Source organism: Chryseobacterium sp. OSA05B (assembly GCF_019970065.1).
Classification (GTDB): domain Bacteria; phylum Bacteroidota; class Bacteroidia; order Flavobacteriales; family Weeksellaceae; genus Chryseobacterium.
The window spans coordinates 278,784-301,562 of record NZ_JAHXYH010000004.1 but is presented as its reverse complement, the minus strand read 5'-3'; the positions used below and the strand labels follow the sequence as shown (position 1 = coordinate 301,562).

Annotated in this window: 17 protein-coding genes; 4 read left to right on the top strand and 13 right to left on the bottom strand. The window is 38.2% G+C overall.

Features of this window, described 5'->3' with window-relative positions; genetic code table 11:
* Window positions 1–56 precede the first annotated feature (56 nt).
* Window positions 57–491 carry an META domain-containing protein gene (locus LC419_RS17115; RefSeq protein WP_223608504.1) on the bottom strand — a complete coding sequence of 145 codons (435 nt, stop codon included), beginning with the start codon at window positions 489–491 and terminating at the stop codon, window positions 57–59.
* Between the two features lie 86 nt (window positions 492–577).
* Between LC419_RS17115 and LC419_RS17110 the strand changes: the two genes are divergently transcribed.
* Together LC419_RS17110 and LC419_RS24240 are read left to right on the top strand one after the other, a co-directional pair.
* Window positions 578–2,788, top strand: a complete 2,211-nt coding sequence (locus LC419_RS17110) for a S46 family peptidase (RefSeq protein WP_223608503.1) — start codon at window positions 578–580, stop codon at window positions 2,786–2,788.
* A gap of 183 nt (window positions 2,789–2,971) precedes the next feature.
* Complete coding sequence (locus tag LC419_RS24240; protein WP_223608502.1) at window positions 2,972–3,334, top strand: YdeI/OmpD-associated family protein; 363 nt, start codon at window positions 2,972–2,974, stop codon at window positions 3,332–3,334.
* A 54-nt stretch (window positions 3,335–3,388) separates the two neighbouring features.
* Here LC419_RS24240 and LC419_RS17100 read toward each other — a convergent pair whose 3' ends face one another.
* Entirely contained in the window at window positions 3,389–5,407 is a 2,019-nt protein-coding gene (locus LC419_RS17100; RefSeq protein WP_223608501.1) for a hypothetical protein, read from the bottom strand.
* A gap of 239 nt (window positions 5,408–5,646) precedes the next feature.
* Complete coding sequence (locus LC419_RS17095; RefSeq protein ID WP_223608500.1) at window positions 5,647–7,671, bottom strand: hypothetical protein; 2,025 nt, start codon at window positions 7,669–7,671, stop codon at window positions 5,647–5,649.
* Between the two features lie 237 nt (window positions 7,672–7,908).
* Between LC419_RS17095 and LC419_RS17090 the strand changes: the two genes are divergently transcribed.
* Window positions 7,909–9,132: a spondin domain-containing protein gene (locus LC419_RS17090; protein WP_223608499.1), complete on the top strand. Its 1,224-nt coding sequence runs from the start codon at window positions 7,909–7,911 to the stop codon at window positions 9,130–9,132.
* Window positions 9,133–9,213: 81 nt separating this feature from the next.
* Here LC419_RS17090 and LC419_RS17085 read toward each other — a convergent pair whose 3' ends face one another.
* The 10 genes from LC419_RS17085 to LC419_RS17040 form a co-directional block, all read right to left on the bottom strand.
* Window positions 9,214–12,321, bottom strand: coding sequence for an amino acid adenylation domain-containing protein (locus LC419_RS17085; RefSeq protein WP_223608498.1), 3,108 nt, complete (start codon window positions 12,319–12,321; stop codon window positions 9,214–9,216).
* A 422-nt stretch (window positions 12,322–12,743) separates the two neighbouring features.
* Window positions 12,744–14,279 (bottom strand): YifB family Mg chelatase-like AAA ATPase, encoded by a 1,536-nt coding sequence (locus tag LC419_RS17080; protein ID WP_223608497.1) that lies wholly within the window; start codon window positions 14,277–14,279, stop codon window positions 12,744–12,746.
* Window positions 14,280–14,476: 197 nt separating this feature from the next.
* Window positions 14,477–14,839, bottom strand: coding sequence for a DUF6876 family protein (locus LC419_RS17075; RefSeq protein ID WP_223608496.1), 363 nt, complete (start codon window positions 14,837–14,839; stop codon window positions 14,477–14,479).
* Between the two features lie 243 nt (window positions 14,840–15,082).
* On the bottom strand, window positions 15,083–16,483 hold the full coding sequence (locus LC419_RS17070) for an outer membrane beta-barrel protein (protein ID WP_223608495.1): 1,401 nt from the start codon (window positions 16,481–16,483) through the stop codon (window positions 15,083–15,085).
* Window positions 16,480–17,049: an RNA polymerase sigma factor gene (locus LC419_RS17065; RefSeq protein ID WP_223608494.1), complete on the bottom strand. Its 570-nt coding sequence runs from the start codon at window positions 17,047–17,049 to the stop codon at window positions 16,480–16,482. The genes LC419_RS17070 and LC419_RS17065 overlap by 4 nt, the downstream gene beginning before the upstream one ends.
* 74 nt (window positions 17,050–17,123) lie before the next feature.
* A complete protein-coding gene (locus LC419_RS17060; protein WP_223608493.1) occupies window positions 17,124–17,717 on the bottom strand; it encodes a DUF4840 domain-containing protein in 594 nt (197 codons plus the stop codon).
* Window positions 17,718–18,024: 307 nt separating this feature from the next.
* Entirely contained in the window at window positions 18,025–18,987 is a 963-nt protein-coding gene (locus LC419_RS17055; RefSeq protein ID WP_223608492.1) for a T9SS type A sorting domain-containing protein, read from the bottom strand.
* A gap of 41 nt (window positions 18,988–19,028) precedes the next feature.
* Window positions 19,029–20,420, bottom strand: a complete 1,392-nt coding sequence (locus LC419_RS17050; protein WP_223608491.1) for a porin family protein — start codon at window positions 20,418–20,420, stop codon at window positions 19,029–19,031.
* A complete protein-coding gene (locus LC419_RS17045; protein ID WP_223608490.1) occupies window positions 20,413–20,979 on the bottom strand; it encodes an RNA polymerase sigma factor in 567 nt (188 codons plus the stop codon). The genes LC419_RS17050 and LC419_RS17045 overlap by 8 nt, the downstream gene beginning before the upstream one ends.
* A gap of 96 nt (window positions 20,980–21,075) precedes the next feature.
* The gene (locus LC419_RS17040; RefSeq protein WP_223608489.1) at window positions 21,076–21,657 is read right to left on the bottom strand and encodes a DUF4840 domain-containing protein; all 582 of its coding nucleotides are present in this window, start codon (window positions 21,655–21,657) and stop codon (window positions 21,076–21,078) included.
* A gap of 270 nt (window positions 21,658–21,927) precedes the next feature.
* Here LC419_RS17040 and LC419_RS17035 point away from each other — a divergent pair, with 270 nt between their 5' ends.
* On the top strand, window positions 21,928–22,758 hold the full coding sequence (locus LC419_RS17035; protein WP_223608488.1) for an AraC family transcriptional regulator: 831 nt from the start codon (window positions 21,928–21,930) through the stop codon (window positions 22,756–22,758).
* Window positions 22,759–22,779: the final 21 nt, after the last annotated feature.

Here is a 22,779-nt window from a genome sequence, read left to right as displayed (position 1 = left end):
GTCCGCACTATGCGGACTTTTATATTTTTATACTCGAGTGAATTAAGATACTGTTACTAATCCCAATCAGCTGCTACAAATTTCATAGTATTTCCGCTGTCATCCGATAAGGTCAGAAAATGTCCTTCTATGGAATAATGGGTCATTTTATCGAACTTTTGAATAAATACGTTTTCCAGATCCATATTCTGGCATGCTTTCATGGTACTTCCCACTCCTGAAATTTTCACGCTTCCTCCGCTTTTAAATTCAGAAGTAAAGAACATACCGTTGCATCCCATATGGGCACTGCCTTTTATTTTCCCTTTCTCCATGACACCTGTCAAATTGATTTCAGCCTTATTTTTAATCAGTTCTTCCTTAGAAAATTTATCGAAGGAAACGAGCATCCATTGCCTTTGAAGGCTATGATTCTTTTCAGGGACAGCAGAACAACCGGCAATGACTCCGAGAAGTAAAACGGCAAAAAAAGATAGGAGTATTTTTTTCATGCGCATTATCCTTCCATTTTCATACCATTCCGGGACAGAATATCGTAAAAATTAGTAAATTAGCGACACAAAAATTATTTTATAAAATGAAAAGACTATTTCTACTGTTCACTTTCTTATTGGGCTTTGCTCAGATGAGAGCGGATGAGGGGATGTGGCTGTTAATGCTCATCAAAAGACTTAACGGGGTCGATATGCAAAAAGAAGGACTGCATTTGACACCTGAAGAAATTTATTCGGTAAACAATTCAAGCTTAAAAGATGCTATCGTAAGCTTCGGAGGCTTCTGTACTGGGGAAATTGTTTCTGACAAAGGACTAATTTTCACCAATCACCACTGTGGTTACGGTGCTGTAGCTGCCGCTTCTACTCCTGAAAAAGATTATCTGAAAAACGGATTCTGGGCAATGAAGCAGAAGGATGAATTTAACGCAAAAGATCTTTATGTAAGATTTTTAGTTAGAATGGATGATGCTACGCAGAGAATCAATTCTAAGCTAAATAACAATATGACCGGAGCAGAGAGAAAAGCAGTTATTGATGCTGAAACTAAAGCCATCCAGACTGAAAACTCTGAAAACGGGAAATACACGGTAGTGGTAAGAGATTTCTTCAACGGAAATGAATTCTACTATTTCGTTTACCAGGATTACAAAGACATCAGACTGGTAGGTGCACCACCATCATCATTAGGAAAATTCGGAGGTGACACAGACAACTGGGAATGGCCAAGACATACAGCTGACTTCACCGTGTTCAGAGTATATGGAGATGCAGCAGGAAACCCTGCAGAATTTGCTCCAAGCAACGTTCCATTGAAGCCTAAGCACTTCCTTCCGGTTTCTCTTAAAGGAATCAAGCCTGGAGATTTCTCTATGATTCTTGGATACCCTGGAAGAACCAACCGTTACCTGACTTCTTACGGAATTCAGCAGATGGTAAACAAAGACTATCCGGCGTGGGTAGAAGCTTCCAAACTTGCTATGGACGTTATGAAAAAGTATATGGACAAAGATAAAGCGACTCAGCTTAACTATGCGTCTCAATATGCTTCTGTAGCCAACTACTGGAAAAACAGACAAGGAACTATCGATGCGGTAGATAAAAACGGAACGATCTCTGATAAACAAAAGATTGAGGATACGTACAGAAAATGGTCTGTAATGCCTGGAAATACTGCTTATGATGGTGTATTAGAAGATATCGAAGCTTATTACAAGCAGGTTTCTGAAAGAAATGTTGAAAGAAACTACGCTTCACAGTTCTCAAGAAATGCAAAATATATTACGCTTGCTTTGCAGGTAGGATCTGTCCTTAAAGCTTACGCAGCTCAGGACATGCAGGGAAGACTTGCGATGAAAGCTAAGACCGAAGCGGCACTTAAAGCAGCTTACGAAAACTTCAATCCATCTCTGGAGGGAGAAATGCTTGCTTCTATGGCCAATCTTTACCAAACCAGAGTAAAGAACAAGGAAGTGGCATCTGCTACTATTTTAGGATTAGATGCTAAAACGCTTTCTAACGTAGCTTATTCTTCAATCTTCGCAAATAAGACTTCTGCTACAAACTTTTTACTGAATCCTGATGCATTAAAATTAGATGCTGATCCACTTTGGAAAATCGCCAACGGAATCGTTGCTGACCAAAAAATGAGCACTGAGAAGTATGCTAAAGTGGATGATAACTTCAACAAAAACAACCGTCTTTTCTTAGCTGGATTAATGAAAGCGATGCCTGAAAAGAAATTCTACCCTGATGCTAACTCTACCATGAGATTAACATACGGAACGGTAGATAAACTTCCGATCAGAGAAGACAGAAACTACTTCGGTGTTACAGATAACTATTATACTGATATGACCGGTCTTGTAGGAAAATACAAAAAAGGTGACGAGGAATTCGATCTTCCACAAAGAGTGATCGATCTTTATAACCTTAAAGATTTCGGACAGTATGCTGATGCTGCAGGATATATGCCTGTGAACTTCCTTTCCAACAATGACATTACAGGGGGTAACTCTGGTTCTCCGGTAATTGACGGAGACGGAAACCTTATCGGTATTGCATTCGATGGAAACAGCGAAGCATTAAGCGGTGATATCGTATTTGAACAGGAGTGGCAGAAAACGATCAATGTAGATGTACGTTTCGTTCTTTGGACTATCGACAAATATGCAGGAGCAAGAAGATTGGTTGATGAATTAAAGCTTGTAAGAGGAGAAAACACCCCTCCTGATACAAAGACTAAAAATTCAGGAACTACTCAAATGCCTAAGAAAACAAAAAGCAAAAAATAATCTTTTTTGCTTTTAGATACAAAACCGTGAATGTATGTTCACGGTTTTTTTATTTTTGAACTATAAATCTTTCTCTATGAAACCTACAGAATTTAACGCAATCATACAACAGAACGGTGAAATGAACGCCGCTTTTGTGGAATTTCCGTTTTCTACAGAGGAACTGTTCAGCAAAAGGGGCAGGTGCGGATTAAAGCAACATTTGACCTTAAAGTAGACTACCGCGGAAGCCTTGTTAAAATGAAATCCGACTGTCATATTTTAGGACTTACACAAGAAGTACGAAAGCAACTTGGAAAAAGCTTCGGAGATGAAGTTTCTGTTTCCCTGATTGAAGATATGGAGGAAAGAAGAGTGGAAATCGCTGATGATATTGCTTCTGTTTTTAATGAAAATCCTGATGCAAAATCCCTGTTTGATAAGATGAGCTATACGCACCGGAAAGAATACATCCGCTGGATCGAAGAAGCTAAAAAGCCGGAAACAAGGGAGAAAAGAAAGATCAAGATGATAGAAATGATTCTGGAGGGGAAAAAGGGAATATAAAAAGAGCTCAGAAAATTCTGAACTCTTTGGGTTTATTTTGAATTAAATTATTTATTATGCAAATGGGGCTCTTAAACTATTAATAATATTAGGAGGTAATCCTGAAACACCAGCATATCTTACATTGTTAACCAATGATACGTCGTCAGCTGAAGGAAATACATAATCTCCGGTAAAAACACAGTTTTGGAACAAAGCATGGGTCAACCTGTCAATACTTCCGCCTTTCCATTCTACATTTTTAAACTGGATGTTGCAGTCAGCATATGATGCATAAGTATAATCAGTATTAAAACTATTAATATCTCCTCCATCCATAATAAGAGTTTCGAGATTCGCTCCACTAAACACCACTCTTCCATATCCAAAACAATCGGTTAAATATATATTAGCACGGCGGATATAATCAGTCTTATCCATAGAATATAAATATACAGCGGTAGTAGCAAGTGCATTTGTCTTAAGACTTCCGCTTATTTCTATATTCGTACTATATTCCTGTTGCTTAACACTATCTTTAATGATCTGTACTGCAGTATATTGAGTTGTAGGCTTTGCATTTACAATGGTATCCGTTATTTTCAGGTTTTTAATGTTAGTATACTTTCTATTCAAAACACCTAAAAAAAAGCCATATACTATATTTGCATCTGTATTAATAATTGGGTTGATTATATTAAGGCTCTCAGGAAGTTTTGGATCTACCGCGTACTTTTGTAGCATTGCATTCCCAACATTTCCGCCCGGGCTGGTATATGAGAACATATAAATATCTCTTGTGGCTGATTGATTACGAGAATCTTCAGTGTTAAAAATAGGATTATTTATATTTACAATTCCCCCTAAGCTGGGCGTATCCAACCTGATCCCAAAGAATATGCTGGCACTTCCATTGACTATTGGAGAGTTGAGAGTAATATCATTGCCTGCAAATTGAAATGCGGCCGCGCCTTTCCCTGTTTTTACAATGGTATTATTGGCTGTAAATCTATCTGTCCAGTGATCATCTATCCCGTCTTCCCAAACACCTCTGTTGATGGTGACATCTACACTGCTTCTGCCTGTATATCCATGTCTGCATTCTATTACATTTCCATCATTAATAATGACACCTATTGAGTAATAATTTGCAATACCATACCCAACACCAGCCTTTCTAAACCCTTTTATGAAAGGACTATTTATGATAACGTCAGCACACTCCTGTATTTCAAGAGCTACAGCTCCTACATTAACTACTCCCATATTATTTATTTTATTAATAATTTGCGGGTTGTTAAGGGTAACATTATCTCTATTAACAAATAAATATTTAGCCTCGTTTAGATTTCCATCCGTTTCAATACTAAGATTATCTATAGAAATAGGCTCTTCAAAGATGTATTTCTTAACCTTCAGTACCTGAAGGTTCTGAGGATCTTGTCTGTAAGAACAAACTAAAGGAGTAGTCAATTTACCGTCAACACTTCTAATAAACTCTATCTTTTTATAACTAGTTTCAGAAGGAGTATCATCACGGTCAATTAAAATCTCTTCAGAAACAAAATACAAATTCGCAACGCCTGTATTACTAAAACCGACATCCAAACTACCACGTTTCATTTTGACCGTATCCCATGTGCTTATATCTACTGCCTCACCATTAAATCTTCGGGCAATGGTTATATTTACCTCCCCATTCTCATTCCGAAGAATAAATTTTCCGTCACATCTTCCGCTCGCTTCAATCTCAAAAGGTTGTTTTACAACAACTTTAAATCCACCCGGAATAACCCAAAACAGATTATTGGCATTAACATAATTAAAATATGATAAAATAAACGGCGTATCATTGTATGTTCCTTTTCCTTTTACCCCAAAGTATCTGACATCCAGATCGTGGGTGAAATTATGTTCCAGTTTGATTCCTCCTGTTTCGATAATACTTCCTCCATCATCCGTGCCCAATGTAGCAGATAAATGATAAATAACAGGGCCTGGAGTATCTCTTGTTTCATAATATCCTAACAGACAAACTCCCTTATAAATGCCGTTTTGGAGATCTGCTATTTCTGCAGCCGACAGATTTCTCATCTCTGTCATCGTGTTTTTTACAATACATGGAAAACTCATAAAAATATTTTTTGTTGGTTAATTGTAAGACAGAGAGGTTATTCTCTTTCTATCTGAAGCAAATATCGTCACGCACAGCGACACAACTCGACGTGTTATATTTTTTGGAAACAAAATCGTACAAAATCCCAAAAACAATCATCCAATAAAAAAGAGCCCAGGATTTCCTGAACTCTTTGGTTTATTTTAAATGAATTGGTTTAGTAAGTATCAAAAGTACAGATTGGGAAAGTAATATCCGCATCGTTTGCTGTGACATGAGACGGAATATTAGCTGTTATCTTATTTCCTTCTTTTCCTGCAATTTTAAAACGAACAGTTCCTCCAGCTGTATTAATGTAGAATATTGTTCCAAGAGACAGTTTACTCATATCTCCTGTCTTTACGATAAATGTTCTTGATCCAACAACAGCATCTACCGTATATCCTGACAGTGTGCTTCCTACTCCAGATTCTTTAATAACTGTAGTTTTATGAGTATTAAAATTGTAGAATTTCTCACCGGTATTGAAGTTGAATCCAACCATATTTGAATCCGAAGGATCATTAACCGTTGAAAAAGTTTCTTCAGGAATCTGAAGGAATTTCACCTTCTCAATTTTCCCTCTGTCTGCTCTGTTGATCATCACCTTCAATCTTGCATTTTCAAAAGGACTCTGGATAATTCCTACATACTTTGCCTCCGGAATAAAATACATATTATTCACATAATCCCCTGCATCTTTGTCTCCTATCTTTATTATTCGCACCGCAGGATTCGGAGTAAAAATGTCAACCCCATAATCCTGAGGTCTAAAATCAAGTAAATTTATCTGAGCCTGCAATAAGGCAATATCCGTTATAATCTGTCTATTCTCATCAAAAAGAACAAATTGCGGATAACGGTGCCATTGTACCCATAAGTTGGTATTGTGATCATTGATTTTAAAAACCTGACAGAATTGATTATCATAATCAGCATTGGGGAATAAGCCTGTAAGTTCATTAAACGACTCCAGGTTCTTTACATAAAAATGACTATCTGAACCATTAGTTTTTAAGTCACCACTTAAGTCTTCGTCCAATAAAACAACAGGTTTTTCGCCCACATATTTAATGCCGTTCTGATCCGTAAAATAAGTAAGGTAATGAACTTGATTTGAATTAAAATTAAACTCAGAACCTCTGTGGAAAATGCCTATTCTTTCTCCGGTTTTAATTTCAATTCTTGGCTCTGAAATAGAAATTCCATAGCATGGAGCTGCTAAAAAATCAAAACAAAGGGTTTCCCAAGGATCTAAATCGTGCCCCCATTCGAATGACTGATTAAGGAAAAGCCAGGAATTACATCCTTCTGAAGCTGCATCTTTTTCAAATTTAACAAATGTTCTTCTACGCGTAACGGTACTAACATCAATAAATCCGGTAAAAGATCCAAATTCACCACCAATAACACGGTTCGCATTGGCCCAGCCATCATTACTATTTCTGATTACAAATGCATCAAGATTAGACTGCATTGATTTTAATTGAATCTCATTCCACGCAAAACCGGAAAATATGCCGGGTGAATTATTGGCATCACAAACAATTCCTTTGGTAAAGAAAGAAGCACCCAGATACATTTTAGAATGCTGTGAACCCTGAAGTAGAATCCCTACATAATTATCTGAAGAAACATTGGTTCCCGGCGTTCCTGAAATATTCGTGGTAATTGTATTTTTAAAACTATTCTGAAAGATCAGTACCGTTTTATCACTTGTTCCTCTATAAAAGATTTTATCTACCATAAAGTTGACAGGTTTTTTAAATAAAACTGTATCTGTGATTTTATATCCGATAGGGCTGTTTCCAACTAAAGTAACGGATTGCATTTCAAGAGAATAAATTTCGTCCGGATCAGTAGGATCCACAGAAACAAAATCATAAAGTCTGTTGACAAAATCTGCAGCTTTTAAAAATGCCTGGGTATCATCTGTTGTAGAATCTCCTTTTGCTCCGAAAAGTTCAATATTAATAGGTTTCCCCGCCAGAAAACTTGTCAGTGCATAGTATTCTCCATTTCTTTTTCTATAAATTATACCATCACATAAAGCATCTGTCATCGCTACAGGATGAGCTTCGTGATACCAGTGAGTCACTTTCTGATAGTTTACATTTTCTAAAGAATAACTGTCTACCAGCTGCACCAAATTATCTGCCGGGTCCGTAGAGGTAGGTGAAAAAAAATCGTTCGTAAATTTCATTTTGTTAATATTTTTTGATTAAAGTGAATGATAGATCAAAAATGATATGGCCATATTCTCTTTTTGTCTGATGCAAATATCGCCACGCGCAGCGACAGAACTCGACGTGTTATATTAAAAAAAAATAAATCAACTGATTACCAACGCATTAAAACAAATAAATAAAATCCCTGTCAGGATTTACCGACCTCCCCGACAGTATTTGTGTAACAAATAGTAATAACAAAAATTTTATTTATGAAAAAAAACCTATTCAAAACAGCGTCGTTAGCAGCGGGAATACTGACAACGTTTATTCTTACCTCTTGTGATGATAATGACAATATGATGATGGATAACAATGCTGTCAAGAGAACCATCACTTTTGAAAATGTGGTCACTCCAAAAGATTTTGTGGAAAGTGGAAGTTTTCAGGGAACAGGCAGTCCGGTGATTTTGCCAGGGCAATCAGTTTCTATTACATTCAGTGCGGGAAAAACACAAGCCCTGATGTTGGCAACAATGTATGGCGCCTCTAAAGATTGGTTTTTTGCATCAAAGCAGCCTGGGATCAAGCTTTTTGACGACAATGGAAATGCAGTCACGGGAGATGTTTCTTCACAGATTCTGTTGTGGGATAACGGAACAAAAAATGATAATTCCGGACAGATGGAAAGCAAACCTATTGCCCAGGTTCCAAATGTGAACGCTTCTCAACTGATGAAACTTAATCTTACGTACAACGACGTTTCTTCTGAATTCACCCTAACCATCAGCAACAATTCCGGAGGTACAGCCAACGAAACCCCATTTTCACCGGGCGTATGGGCGGTTTCAAATTACAACGGATCCCAGCTTCTCAACAGCGCTCCGTTTTTCACCGCAAATGCTTTATCAAATCCTGAAATTACAGATATAGCCCAGATGGGAAATATCAGTAAAATGATGATGAAACTAAATGCAAACACCGGCATTATGACAGGTCTTTCCCCAGCTTTGGTCGTTGTTTACACTGGTGATAAAAATCCTGTGTATGAATTGGGACAGACGGATGCAGGGAAAGGCTTAAAGGAAATTTCACAGTTTGGAAATGTTTCAAAACTTCAGAACAGCCTAAAAACTTTACCGAATGTTAAAGGAGTTTATGTAGCCGGAACCGCACCTGTCGCTCCCGGAAGTAAGGTGATGACTCAATTTGCAGCCACTCCCGGAGACAAAATTGCCTATGTTACTATGTTTGGTTTCTCCAATGATTGGTTTTATGCTAATGAACAAAGCATTGATGCCAATGCAAAAAGTGATCTTACTTCAAAAACTACCCTCTTTGATTCCGGAACTGGAGTGGATCAATATCCCGGCGCAGGAAACAGACAGTCCTTATTCGGGGGAACACCGCAAAGCGAAAGCAAACCTATTGCTAAAGTGGGAAGCATCTTCCCGGTTCCTGCAGTACAGAATGTGATTAAAGTAACCATCGATTAACCATCTCAAAGACTTTTAATTCAATTCATAAAAATACCAGACAGCAAGACTGTCTGGTATTTTACACTATAAATAAGATAACTATGAGATAGGAATTCCCAAATAGTTAAGGTAAGCATCAAGCATCTTCTTATCAAATGCAGGTTCCTCAATTCCGGAATTTTCCAAGAACTGTATCACATTTGAGCAATCCCAAACATATGTATTCTGATACAGCTCTACGGTAGAAAGCCCTTCATGCATATTATCCTTAAAAAGGCTGGTCAGAGGGTATAACCGGTTTTTACTGTCATCTTCCCACTGTTTTCTCCATTCTTTATAAGGAAGACCTTCAAGGATCAGCGGATAATATTTCTTCAACAGCGCAAAGAAACTTTCCAGAGTAAGATTGGTTTCCGGTCTGGCGATCAGATTAAATTTCTTCCCTACCGCTTCTTTATTTTTTGTGATGTGTGCCATGGCCTTGGTCATATAGTCTACTGTGATCAAGCCTTCTCTTAACTCTGTTAGCAATGGATAAGATTTAAATTCTACACAGTTTTTCACCAAACCGGACCACCACTGATAAGGCGCACTTGCACCTGTTTCGCTGTGACACATAGCATATCCCAAACGGTAAGTGATCAGCGGAAGACCTTGTTTAGCCGCCAGATCAGCGACTGCTTCCATCACCCATTTGCTTCTTACATAGCCAATGTCTTTGCTTACCGACATCAGATTCTGGGCAATGTCATCACTTTCCAGCATGACTGTTTTACCAGTGAACACGTGTCCCCAGCTGTAAACGGAAATAGTAGACAGCAGTGCAAGACATTTGGTCTTTTCGGCTCCGGCCAGTTTAATAATCTCTCTTAATCCTTCTACATTGGGCGCTTTCATATAGGAATAAGGTTCAATAAAATTCACAGAACTTCCTGAGTGATAAATGAGGTCAAGCATCCCTGCAAGATTTTTGAACACCTCATCAGAAAGGCCCAGTAACGGAAGAGAAAGATCACCAATGACTGGAATTATTCTCTGTTTCTGATTCTCTTTTCGTTCTATATGATACTGTTTAAAACATCGGTTTATTTTCTCCACGGCATGAAATTCATCCTGAGCTCTTACCAGACAGTAAATATTGGCATCCGTCGTATCTAAAAGTTCCTGCAAAAGATGAATTCCGACAAATCCGGTTACTCCAGTCAAAAATATCGTCTTTGGATGTTCCAGTTGTTTAGGATCAAAACCATCGGCAAAAACAGTTCCCGGAGCAAGGTAGACATCCTGTTGAAGAGCAACATACGGCTCAACATCTTCCACAGGAATAGCTTCACGGGCTTCTTTGGCTCTGGTGATCAGTTCATCTGCGAGCTGTTTCAATACCGGAAACTGGTAAATATCCCGCATATAGACTTTAGTATCAATTCTTGAATTCAACGCTGTAGCAACAATCGCAACAAGCAGAGAGTTTCCGCCTATATCAAAGAAATTATCTGTAACATTGATCACTGGACGTTCCAGTTCCTCGGCCCAGATATTGGCAATAATTTTCTCGGTCTCGTTGGTAGGTGGTTCTGTAGAAATAAGTTCTTTGGCCTCTTTATCTGCCAGTTCTTTCAGGAAATGAGTGTCGGTTTTTCCATTGACTGTGAGGGGTATTTTATCTACACTTACAATTTGCGCAGGGATCATGTAGCCAGGCAAGTCTTCTTTCAGTTGCTGTCTTATCCAGGCCGCATCTGCTTTTACATCAGATTTAAATACAATAAAAGCAACGATATATTTATTGCTACCCGCATGATCTTTGGTGATCACTGCAGCTTCCTGTATCCCTTCCAAACGGGCAAGAGTGCGCTCTATTTCTCCAAGTTCCACCCGGAATCCACGGATTTTCACCTGATTGTCTATTCTTCCTAAAAACTCAATATCCCCTTCAGGTTTCCAGCGGGCGAGATCTCCGGTCCGGTACAGTTTTTCGTTTTCCCTAAACGGGTTGGCAATGAATTTAGAAGCGGTAAGCTCTTCATTATTGAGATAACCTTTAGCAAGAATATTTCCTCCAATGTATAGTTCTCCGACTGCTCCAACAGGCAGAAGTTCATTATTTTCCCCTAAAATATACGCCTTTGCATTGGCAACCGGTTTCCCGATGGAAGAAACATAGGCTCCATTGATGTCTTTCACTTTTTTAAAGGTTGCATACACTGTACATTCCGTAGGGCCGTAATAATCGATCAGCTCATAACTCAATTCGCTTTTCAGAACAGGCTTTAATTTTTCGCCTCCTGTAAAAAGGTATTTAAGGTTCAGATCTGTATAATTTCTGGTTTCAGCGACGACAGAAGGAACAAGAACTGATGGTACAAATCCGTGGGTAATGCGGTTTTTACGGTAATAATTCACCAGTTCTGAAGCTTCTACTCTATCTTCATTATCTGCGATAAAAATCACAGCACCGGCCGTAAGTGCCGACCAGGTTTCCCATACCGAGATGTCAAATGCCAGTCCTGCGACAAGCGTAAGGTGTGAGGTATGATCCACATGAAAATAATGATTGTGCCATGTGACAAGATGCTGGATGCTGTGATGGGATATCATTACTCCTTTTGGATTTCCTGTAGAACCGGAGGTGTAGATCGTATAAGCCAATGCATCCTGGTGAAGCGAAATATCCGGTTGCTCCGAAGAAAAATCAGCAATATTTTCTATCTGATCCACGTAAAAAACTTCAGTCTTTATTCCGGCCAATAGCAGATTCCCCCGTAGCTGATCGGTAAGTATAATTTTTGCAGAGGTGTCTGTAAGAATATATTCTACCCGTTTTGCAGGATAAGCCGGATCTATGGGCACATAGGCAGCTCCGGTTTTAAGGACTCCAAGAATAGCGACCAGCCATTCTAATGAGCGATCCAGCCATACCGGAACATACATTCCCTCTTTTATTCCTTTTTCCAGAAGGGCGTTGGCAAGTTGATTACTTTTCTGATCCAGTTCCCTATACGAGATTTGTTCGTTCTTATAGACAGCAGCAGTATTTTCAGGATTAAGGGATACCTGCTTTCTGAAGAGGGAAACCAGTGTTTCTTCTTGAGGATAATCCCAGCTTGTGGCATTGAAATCATTGAGAAGTTTTTCACGGTCCTCTGAAGATAAAAGAACCGGCGCACCGGCGGATTGCCCAGATGGTGTTGATAATGTATTTGGCATATTAGTTTTTGGTTTTGGTTGATAATAAAAGGTCGGGATGATCTGCATAGCAGAACCGTAAACACGTTTAAAAACAGTCTATTACAATTCAACCGATAAAGAATATGATTAATTCTTCAGGAATATTATTTAACTACTATCTTATCAGATTTCGTTAATAGATTTTTCTTTCATAATGCAATATTTTTAAAAATTTGGTAATCAAATTTAACATAATATTTTACACAAAAGATTAAATAAGCGTAAACTTTCCCAAAACAGAGAATTAAATTAAAAACACTGATGTTCATCAGCTAATCGGCAGAATCAAGAAAATCACATAGTAGAAATTGAAGTACATCCAGATGAAATCCTTAAAAAACACCGAAGGTTATAAAGCCAATGAAATTATTGAAATTTAAGAATTATCATGAATTTCACAATTATATATTCCAAAATTCCCGGTCCAGGCTTCTGTATTGGATGGCTTCTGAAATATGATGGGAAAGTATGGGTTCAGATCCTTCAAGATCAGCGGCGGTTCTTGCTACTTTCAGGATCCTGTCATAAGCTCTGGCGGAAAGGTTCAGCTTCTCCATAGCCATTTTGATAAGGTGAAGTGAGGTGTCATCCAGGCTGCAGAATGCCTCAATTTCCTTTGGTCCTATTTGAGCATTATAGCTGATATTTAAATCTTTATAGCGCTCATTCTGAATACTGCGTGCTTTCAGAACGCGATCCCGGATATCTGAACTCTTCTCTCCTTTCCTTTTTTCGGCAAGCTGTTCAAACTCAACTTTCTGTACTTCAATATGGATATCGATCCTGTCTAATAAAGGTCCCGACAGTTTATTCATATACCGCTGCATTTCGTAAACGGACGAAGTATTCCCCGGATCATCGGGAAAAAAACCACTGGGACTGGGATTCATGGATGCTATGAGCATAAAACTGGCAGGATAGTTGACGGTAAATCTAGCTCTTGAAATGGTTACTTCACGATCTTCAAGCGGCTGTCTCATGACTTCTAAAACCGTTCTTTTAAATTCCGGCATTTCATCCAGAAACAAAACTCCGTTGTGTGCCAGTGAAATTTCTCCGGGCTGAGGATAACTTCCGCCGCCTACCAGCGCCACATCCGAAATCGTGTGATGAGGTGAGCGAAAAGGACGAACAGTCATGAGAGATGTTTCAGTTCCAATTTTACCGGCTACAGAATGTATTTTGGTTGTTTCTAAAGCTTCTTTAAGGGTTAAAGGCGGTAAAATTCCCGGAACTCTTTTGGCCAGCATGGTTTTTCCACTACCCGGCGGACCAATGAGGATGATATTGTGCCCTCCAGCCGCTGCCACTTCCATGGCTCTTTTTGCGGTTTCCTGTCCTTTAACTTCTGAAAAATCGAACGGGAAATCATTGATCTTTTCCTGAAATTCTTTTCTGGTGTCTAATACAATTCTTTTGATCGGTTTTCCTTCGTTAAAGAAATCAATTACTTCTTTGATATTTTCTGCACCATACACTTCAAGGCTGTCTACAATGGCGGCTTCCCGGGTATTCTGCATGGGAAGGATAATTCCTTTAAAACCCTCTTCTCTGGCCTGTATGGCAATAGGAAGCACTCCTTTGATTGGCTGCAGGCTTCCGTCTAATGACAACTCGCCCATGATGATGTAATCCTGAATATTTTCAGCCAGGATCTGGTCTGAAGCGGCCAGGATTCCAATGGCTATGCTGAGGTCATAGGCAGAACCCTCTTTCCTGAGGTCGGCGGGAGCCATATTGATGGTGATTTTCTTTCCGGGAATTTTGTGTCCTACATTTCTTAAGGCAGCGGAGATTCTGTAACTGCTTTCTTTAATGGCATTATCAGGAAGCCCGACCAGATGATAGCCTACGCCTCCAGTGTCTACATTCACTTCAATAGTAATGGTTTGTGCCGCCACTCCATGGATGGCACTTCCATAAATTTTTACCAGCATGATTGTGTTTTTGGTAAAAATAGAGAATATAATTTTTCAAAATTTATTCTTTAAAATTAACAGATTTAAGCTTCTGTATACATTTTATAAAAAATTTCAACAAAAAGACAAACCGGTACAGACTGCCTCTATACCGGCTCATCAGCGATTAACAAAAAACTAACTCATGATGTGCACTACTTTATGAACCAGCGCATTTATTGTTCACAGGGCATCAGCAGATCATTACTTATTTTACAGATCGTAAAGCTTGAAAAATAAAAGTCTTTTTCGGGTACATTGATCTCTAATAACCTATTGCCTTTCCTGTCTGATACCACCACCAAAATTTCACCATCCGGATTTTTTAAAAGCTGCCATTTTTGATACTTAATTTCATTCACCATGATGCAGTTATGAACCACAATATCCAAAAACCAATGGCAATCTTCCTGTTCTGCCACATATAGTATTCCTTCACTAACGTTGATGTTTTTAGCGTATTTAATGAATACTTCAGCTTTTGGGAATTCATTATATAGACTATTTGCACAGTTTTCTATTTTTTTATTTTTTTTCATCACGCTCTTATTTAGTTCGGAAGAAACTTTATTGGGTAAAAAGAGCCACTTCAAAAAGCAATGAAATGGCTCAAAAAAAAATAAATCCTTAAATACTTAACTTCATTTAATTACATATGGGTTTAATTAACTATATTTTTACGGCTCAGTGATGAGATCCGGGATTGGTACAATCAAAGGTCTGTCAGTTGATTTTTTACCATTCCTTTTGTTCATCATTAAATCGTTCTCAACAGGCTGTGTTTATTGAATGGAATATCGTACTCCAAATTCTAAGTTCAGATTCAGTGGTTTTTCCCTGTAGAGGGTCCTAATCTCACTTCCGTCCTTAAAGTTATACCTCAGGCTGGGTTCAAAATAGATCCCAAAATTTCTGAAAACCTTATATTGAACTCCACCACCGGCATTCAAAGAAATTTGTAATGAGTTTACGTTAAGTTTCTCTGAAAAACTCTCCACTACTTCATGATTGACTATATAATTTGTTTTCATTTTTCCCGAGATTGGTTTTTCCACCTGAACACCGGCACCGGCATACACAGATGTATTTCCTTTCTGCCATATTTTATAATGAATCTGAACAGGAACTCCTACATATTTAACGGTTTGCTCTCCTCTGATCATATTCGCTTCAGTCCCTGATAACAGATCTGAAGAAAGCCTGGCATACGTTATTCCTGTACTGACAGACCAATGATCATCCAGCTGATAAAAAACGGATAATCCAAGCTTTACAGGAAGCCGATGCCTGATGTCTGTTTTTACATTTTCGTACATATTTCCTGCAAAGATGGCCCCTAATGGCCCCTCTTCCGCTTCTTCTTCACTGCCAGCCGGAATCTCCAGCTGATTTCCGTTCATCATTACATAGCCTTCCAGCTGATGGGAAGAAGGGGAAGAACTGGATATAGGTGGCCCGGAAATAAAACCTAGAGACCACTTTCGATCGGCGTTCAATCTTTCCCTTTTCTTATAAATATCAATTTGAGCCAGGTTTTCTCCTGAATATGTTACTGTGGTTAGAGAATCAATGTTATTTTTATCGTTTTTTCCTAAAGCAGCAAGCACTCCGGTCTTTAAACTGTCGTCTTCACTATTTTGAAGATTATAGCGATTCGCAGATTCGATACTTTTACTTTGTATTTTTAAATAGTCATAAAGTTCATTGTGCAACACGTATGTTGTATTGGCTTTAATGATATGAAACAACTCATTTCCAAGAGCTATCTGACTCTTAAGGTTGAAATCCTTTTTATGAACTTCAAAATTCGAAACAACAGAGTCTTTATTAATGCTATCTGGTGAAGAAGATGACAGCAAATTCTCTTTAGTCATTTTCTGTTGTCTGCTTTCTGTAAGATTTTGAATAGCATCATTTTTCGTTTCGCGAAAAAATACCACAGAAACCAAAACTGCAATTCCAGCTGCGATACTTAATGTACCTATTATACGACGTAGCTTATTCTTATTATGCTTTTTATCATCTTGGTTTTCTGTAATGTCGTTAGCAGGCAGCAGCGGAAAAACATTGCTTTCTTCTTCCGAAAACAGTTCTTTTTCAATACTCATCCAAATGCCATCCGGTGGATCATCCTCATGACCTTCAAACTTATTTTTCAGGTCGGCTAACCATTTATCTTTCATAGGGCCTCCTTTTTAAATTGTTTGTATATATTAATTTCATGTATAAGTTTCCGTTTAGCTTTATGCAGTTGAGACGCTGAAGAACCTTCACTTATGGCAAGCAATTGCGAAATCTCTTTATGAGACTTATTTTCAAATACATAGAGATTAAAAACAATCCTGTATCCATCAGGAAGGAATTTTATCATGGTCATAAGTTCCTCCAGGGGAATATCTGACAGCTCCGGCTCTTCTTCATCTTCTTTATCTATTATTTCTTCTTCCATTGCGGAAAACTCCATCTTTGAAAAACGTCTTATATATTGCAGAACTTCATTAATCACAATACGCACAATCCATGCTTTTAAAGAGCCTTCTCCCATATAATTAAATGTGTCTATATGGTGAAACATTTTAATAAAGCTGTTTTGAAGGATATCATGAATGTCATCATTTCCTTTGAGGTATCTTCTGCATATGGACGTAAGCTCTCTTGAATAAGAATTATAGAATTCTTTCCAAGCCGATTGTTCCTTTTTAACCAAACGTGTCAACAGTTTTATCTCTGGATTATCTTTTTCAGGCATTTACCGCATCCCAAATTTAATATGAGTAAAAAGGTGTGCTATCTCAAGCACACCTGAACAATTCTTTGTTACGGCTATTTCTTCAGCATAGGAAAGTTGTATTTTATTTTTTCGAATGGATTTATTGCCGTCCCTTCAACTGTAATTTTTGTTGCTTCCAGCTCGAAGTTCAGATTTTGCGTCTTTCCTTTTGTAAACACTCCTTTCTTTGTTGGGACAAATGTTACTACTACTTTTTTACTGACCCCATCTACGGGAACCTGAATAGTCAATTCCTTTGGAGAAAAAGTAAGCTCAACTTCTTTTTTTTCTTTATTCAAAGCAGACGTATAATTCAGCTCATATTTAACCTTGCCAATAGCCGTTAATGCCTGATTTGCTTTCACAGGATCGGTGATCACAGTTGTAATGATTTCTTTTATCGGAAATTCCGTAAAGGATATGATATTTTTCTGGGCACTGAAAACCAGATTGGTTTCACCGGTAACAGTTCCTTTTGATATAACCACTTTACCCGAATAATCTCCATTTACGTCTTCAACCTTGAGGGTATCAGGATTTGGTTTTGGTTTTTTATCATCATCATCTCTACAGCTTGTTACACTAAAAGTAAAACTTAGCAAGATTAATAACATGGATAAAGCTTTGAAGTTTATGAACTTTTTCATTTTAAATTTGAATTAATTGTTGATTAAAAAATATTTACTTTGAGTACTCATTTATATAAATGCAACAAATTCAAATCCTTGCCTGAAAAACCCAACAAAACACATAAATTACTGATTATCAATATAATTATTTAACGAAAGAAAAATAAATGTGGATATCAAAGTAGAATTAATACATGTTTATCCCCATATCCTTTAAGTCTATTTTACACAATTTTGTAATCCATAAAAAGACAAACCGGTACAGACTGTCTCTATACCGGCTTATCAGCGATTAAAAAAAACTAACTCTCAGGATGTGTACTATTTACTTTTTTATGAATTTGTTCTTGTACGTGTTTCCTTCTGTGTCTTTAGAAAGAATAATATAATTTCCAGGAACCAAGCTACTTACGTCAATGGGTTCACTAAAACGATGGCTGTTTTTCTGCAGGGTCACTTTTCCGGACATATCAATAATGGTGATCTCCTTATACGTTTTGTCGGAATCTTTCCCGATATAAAGGAACTGTGCCGTAGGGTTCGGGTATATTTTCAGGCTGTTTTCTTTACGTTTTGTTTCGCCTGTTGCCAGCGTACAGAAATCAAAGTTTCCGAAATTCAGCTTTACAAAATTTCCTGTTCCCAAAAATTCACACTGATCCGGGCAATACTCGGTACAGGCATAGAATCCGAATGATCCGGAATCTACCGCTGTATAGGAATCTCCGGTTACTCCATTCACCACACAAGGATCTCCCGGTGAAGGCGGCGGGCTGCTGGGAATACATCTGTACCACACATGATTCCCGTAAAGATCAGGAAATACATCATCAAATCTTACGGATGCTCCGGCACAGACATTATATTCTCCTTCGCCCAGATCCTCGTAAGTTCCGGGGGTAAAAGTGCTGAGCATCGCGGGAAGAGCATAGGCAAATCCATCTGCCATCACTGCCGGGCTTTCTGCGGTACAGTCACCCTCAGTAACCTGTACTTTAAAATAATAGAGCTGATCATCGTTTCCATTGATTGTCAATGTTTGTGAAGTTGCTCCGGGAATTGCTGTCCATGGATTGTTGTTTGGGGTCTGCCATGTCCATTCCTGTTTGTACCATTGATAAACTCCGAATGTTTGGGTAGAAAGTGTCTCTGTTTCGGTATTGCAGAACACGATCTTATCCGGAAATTTTACGCCCAGTCTCGGGCTTGTAATGGTGGGATTACACTGTGCTTTTACATTCATTAGGGTCATGAATAGTAAAGCCAAAAAAATCAGTTTGGTTTTCATATTTAAATATTTAATGGTTGGATTTAGTTTTTTTATAGCGGTCAGTCCAGTAATAGCCTGATCCCGAACTTCATATTAAAGTTTAAAGGTTTTTCTTTGTAAATGGTATTCAGCTGGCTGTCGTTTTTGAAATGGTACCCTATTCCAGGCTCAGCATAGATTCCGATTTTATCAATAATTTTCACCTGAAGACCTATCGCAGAATTCACTGAAAATTGTATCGGCCTCACATCCAGGCGCTCGTCCTGAGTTTCTGTCACTTCATCATTGACTATATATTTTGTCCTAAGCTTTCCTGCTACTGCTTTTTCCGCAAGTACCCCGCCGGTTACATATCCTGTAAATCTTCCTTTCTGAATCACATTATAATTGACCTGAACAGGAATACCGATATAGTGGACGCTCTGTTCGCCTTTTATATAATTGGAATTGCTTCCGGAATGCAGCTCTGAGGTAAGTTTCGTATAATTGACCCCGGTTCCTATTCCCCATCTTTTCCCGATATTGTAATACATTGACAAGCCAAATGTCACAGGGATTTTATGTCTGATTCTTGCTTCAACTTCCTTACTCTGGTTGGCCAGCAGAACTTCAGTGAGCGGATCTGTTTCCGTTCCGGATATCCATATTTCACTAAAAGTCATCGGGCTGCCGCTGATGGAAGCGTATCCCGGAAACTTCTGTTCGGAGGAGTTTGAGGAAACGTTTCCTGTAAGCATACTCAGCATCCATTTTTTGGACTGACGCCCCGGAAGTTTAGGCTTTTCTGCAACAGCTATCTTTTCGTGAAGTTCATGCTCTGTATTAAAAATTTCCTCAACTTCTTTTTTGTCTTTTAATACGGGATTTTCATTGGCTAAAGGAGAGGTATTAGTGGGTTGGGTTTCCTTCGTTAAAAGTTCAGCTCCTTTTTCTTTTCCCTGGGATCCTAAGATCACTTTATCATGATCAATTCCCTGTCCTAATATATTTTTTAAAATTTGCTCAGTGCTTGTTTTACCGGTCAATATATTTTTAACATTACTGTATTTTTCAACCTTAGCAGCCTTTGTTTTATAATGGGTATCTGCTAATACAGGATCTGTGATTTTCCTTTTGGATTGGGAATTATCATCAGCATTTTCAGATTTTTTTGTAATCTGAGGATTGTTCTTCTCTGCATTCATATCCAGCAATAATTTTCCGGTAAAGAACAGCATAGCAATAGCGGCCGCAATTCCTCCTACACGATACCACAGGGATCTTCTACCTGGAGTAGAAGGATTTATATTTTCTTTTTCTTCATCATCTCCAAATATCATAGCTCCAGCTATTCCGTTTTCTTCTCCATCAGAAAAAAGCTCATCTTTTATATCTTCCCACAGCCCATCCGGAATATCCTCTTCGTGGTCTTCCATTTTCCTGTGAAGGTCATTTAGCCACTGATTATTCATATTGTGCTTTTTTTGACATTTTATATTCTTTAATTTTCTGGACAAGCAGTCCTTTCGCCCTGTGAAACTGGGAGGCGGACGAGTTTTCTGCTATGCCTAAAAGCTCTGCAATCTCCTTGTGGCTTTTCTTCTCAAATACAAACAGGTTGAAAACGGTTCTGTAGCCATCAGGGAGCAACCGGATCATTTTCATAATGACAGCCTGCGGAATTTCCTGCAGATCGGGTTCTTCCTCATTGGGGATATCCGGAAATTCAGCCAGATCCGTATCTGTTGTCATACCGGAATGCTGCTTGATATGTTTCAAAGCTTCATTGACGGTGATCCGGATCATCCATGCCTTTAATGAGCCGCTTCCTCTGTATTCAAATGTTTCAATGGACCGGAACATTTTGATAAAACTGTTCTGCAGAACATCATGAACATCATCCTTTCCCGGAATATAACGAGCGCAGACCCCGGCAAGGTTTCCGGAATAGCTTCCGAAAAGTTCTTTCCAGGCAGCTTCTTCCTTCGTGAGAAGGCGTCTTATCAAAATCTGCTCTTTGTTTTCTTCCATGTATGGGTCAGGTCCGGTTTAGCAGCCGGTTAAAATTTTAAGCAAAAATAGACTGCATCCGGCAAAACACAATCTATTGTTCATATAATCTATCTATTAATTAATCTTTATACAGTATGGAAAATTATAATAAATCGGTTCAAAAGGGGCCAGTTCTGTTCCGTTTACTGTGATTTTTTCTGCTGCAAGAACGAATCTCAGTGTATAATCCAATCCTATAAAATAACCTTTCTGCTTGGTCGCCAGGGTAACTACAGCCTTTTTATTGACACCGTCTACCGGGATCTGAAGCTCAAGCTCCTTAGGTGCGAAAGTAAGCTCTACCCAGTTTTTCTCAGCATTTAATACAGAGGTATAATTCAGCTTGTATTTCACTTTTCCCATAGCAGCCAATGCTGTTTCTGTTTTTATCGGATCTTTCACAACCGCTTTTACAATTTCTTTGATCGGAAATTCCGGAAATGTAAGGGTATCTTTCTTTATTTTAAAATCCACAACTCTTTCGCCTCTGATCTCTCCCTGAACCGTAATCAGCCTTCCTTTATAATCTCCGTTGACATGTTCCAGCTTTACCGGTGGTACTTCTATCCTGTCCTCATTCATGCATGAGAACAGGGAGAAGATGATGGATATAATCAAAACGGCGGTGATAACCTTAAGTACTATTAAATTCTTCATTTCATTATTTTTTTTAACATTAAACATTAATTGTATTGAGTACTCATCTATAAAATCCGTTTTTTGAGAAATCTTGCATGGGATTTTGAAAAAAGGATGAAATTTTATTGTAACACGTTGATTATATGATGGTAAAAATTTTATTTTATTTTGAAATGAATTACTTTTTCTATTTCATGTTTTTCATTCCCCATTTAATTTAACATTATGTTACAAAAGCTTCTAACATCAAAAAACACTCAACTCCTGAATATTTCCTATATTTATTCCATGTCAGTGCAAATACAATCCTATCCCGCATCCGTTTTTCCTTCAGACTTTAATACTGAGAATTATGGTGTAATTTTATTGAAAGGAACCGGTGTTTTTTCGGTGGATCAGATTAATTATTCTTATGAAGACTGCACTGTTCTTTTCCTTACACCTTATCAAAAATTAAAGCTGATTTCGGAAACGGATGATCCAATTTCTATTTTGTTCTTTCACGGCGATGACTACTGTATAGAATATCATAAGGAAGAAGTGGCCTGCAATGGACTTTTGTTCAATAATATTTATCTCAATCCCGGTATCAAGCTGACCTCAGATAGTTATCAATATATTCTAGGGATTTTTGATCATATCCGACATGAGCTTTCTGAAAACCATCTTTTCTCAGAATCCATCATTAAAACATACATACAGCTGATCCTGGCGATCTGCAGCAAACAGAAAAGCGGCAGCATGGAGGAACAACTATCCACTGAAAGGCTTCCCAATAAAAACGCCGCTGAATTTCAAAAACTGCTGGAACTTCATTTTAAGGACGAAAAAGAACTGTCGTTCTACAGTGGGAAGCTTAATATCACCAACAGTACCTTGAGCAAAGCCATTAAGAAAGAATTCGATAAAAGCCCCAGCCAGCTAATCAACGAACGAATAACCCTGGAAGCCAAAAGACTTCTTCATTTGACCTACCGTTCAGTAAAGGAGATCGCCTCAGATTTGGGATTTAGTGATGAATTTTATTTCAGCCGGTATTTTAAGAAATCAGTGGGTTGTTCTCCAAAAAAATACCGGGAGAAAGTAGGCATTTCCATCGTAGCCAAAATGTCCATGTAATGTCCTGATATCTCTATTTTT

Bases quoted from the DNA above. Each gene is read 5' to 3' on its own strand.
- LC419_RS17085 (WP_223608498.1), bottom strand. From the start codon at position 12,321: ATGCCAAATACATTATCAACACCATCTGGGCAATCCGCCGGTGCGCCG.
- LC419_RS17080 (WP_223608497.1), bottom strand. From the start codon at position 14,279: ATGCTGGTAAAAATTTATGGAAGTGCCATCCATGGAGTGGCGGCACAA.
- LC419_RS17090 (WP_223608499.1), top strand. From the start codon at position 7,909: ATGAAAAAAAACCTATTCAAAACAGCGTCGTTAGCAGCGGGAATACTG.
- LC419_RS17100 (WP_223608501.1), bottom strand. From the start codon at position 5,407: ATGAGAAATCTGTCGGCTGCAGAAATAGCAGATCTCCAAAACGGCATT.
- LC419_RS17065 (WP_223608494.1), bottom strand. From the start codon at position 17,049: ATGCCTGAAAAAGATAATCCAGAGATAAAACTGTTGACACGTTTGGTT.
- LC419_RS17070 (WP_223608495.1), bottom strand. From the start codon at position 16,483: ATGAAAGATAAATGGTTAGCCGACCTGAAAAATAAGTTTGAAGGTCAT.
- LC419_RS17075 (WP_223608496.1), bottom strand. From the start codon at position 14,839: ATGAAAAAAAATAAAAAAATAGAAAACTGTGCAAATAGTCTATATAAT.
- LC419_RS17060 (WP_223608493.1), bottom strand. From the start codon at position 17,717: ATGAAAAAGTTCATAAACTTCAAAGCTTTATCCATGTTATTAATCTTG.
- LC419_RS17035 (WP_223608488.1), top strand. From the start codon at position 21,928: ATGTCAGTGCAAATACAATCCTATCCCGCATCCGTTTTTCCTTCAGAC.
- LC419_RS17055 (WP_223608492.1), bottom strand. From the start codon at position 18,987: ATGAAAACCAAACTGATTTTTTTGGCTTTACTATTCATGACCCTAATG.
- LC419_RS17045 (WP_223608490.1), bottom strand. From the start codon at position 20,979: ATGGAAGAAAACAAAGAGCAGATTTTGATAAGACGCCTTCTCACGAAG.
- LC419_RS17040 (WP_223608489.1), bottom strand. From the start codon at position 21,657: ATGAAGAATTTAATAGTACTTAAGGTTATCACCGCCGTTTTGATTATA.
- LC419_RS17110 (WP_223608503.1), top strand. From the start codon at position 578: ATGAAAAGACTATTTCTACTGTTCACTTTCTTATTGGGCTTTGCTCAG.
- LC419_RS17115 (WP_223608504.1), bottom strand. From the start codon at position 491: ATGAAAAAAATACTCCTATCTTTTTTTGCCGTTTTACTTCTCGGAGTC.
- LC419_RS17095 (WP_223608500.1), bottom strand. From the start codon at position 7,671: ATGAAATTTACGAACGATTTTTTTTCACCTACCTCTACGGACCCGGCA.
- LC419_RS17050 (WP_223608491.1), bottom strand. From the start codon at position 20,420: ATGAATAATCAGTGGCTAAATGACCTTCACAGGAAAATGGAAGACCAC.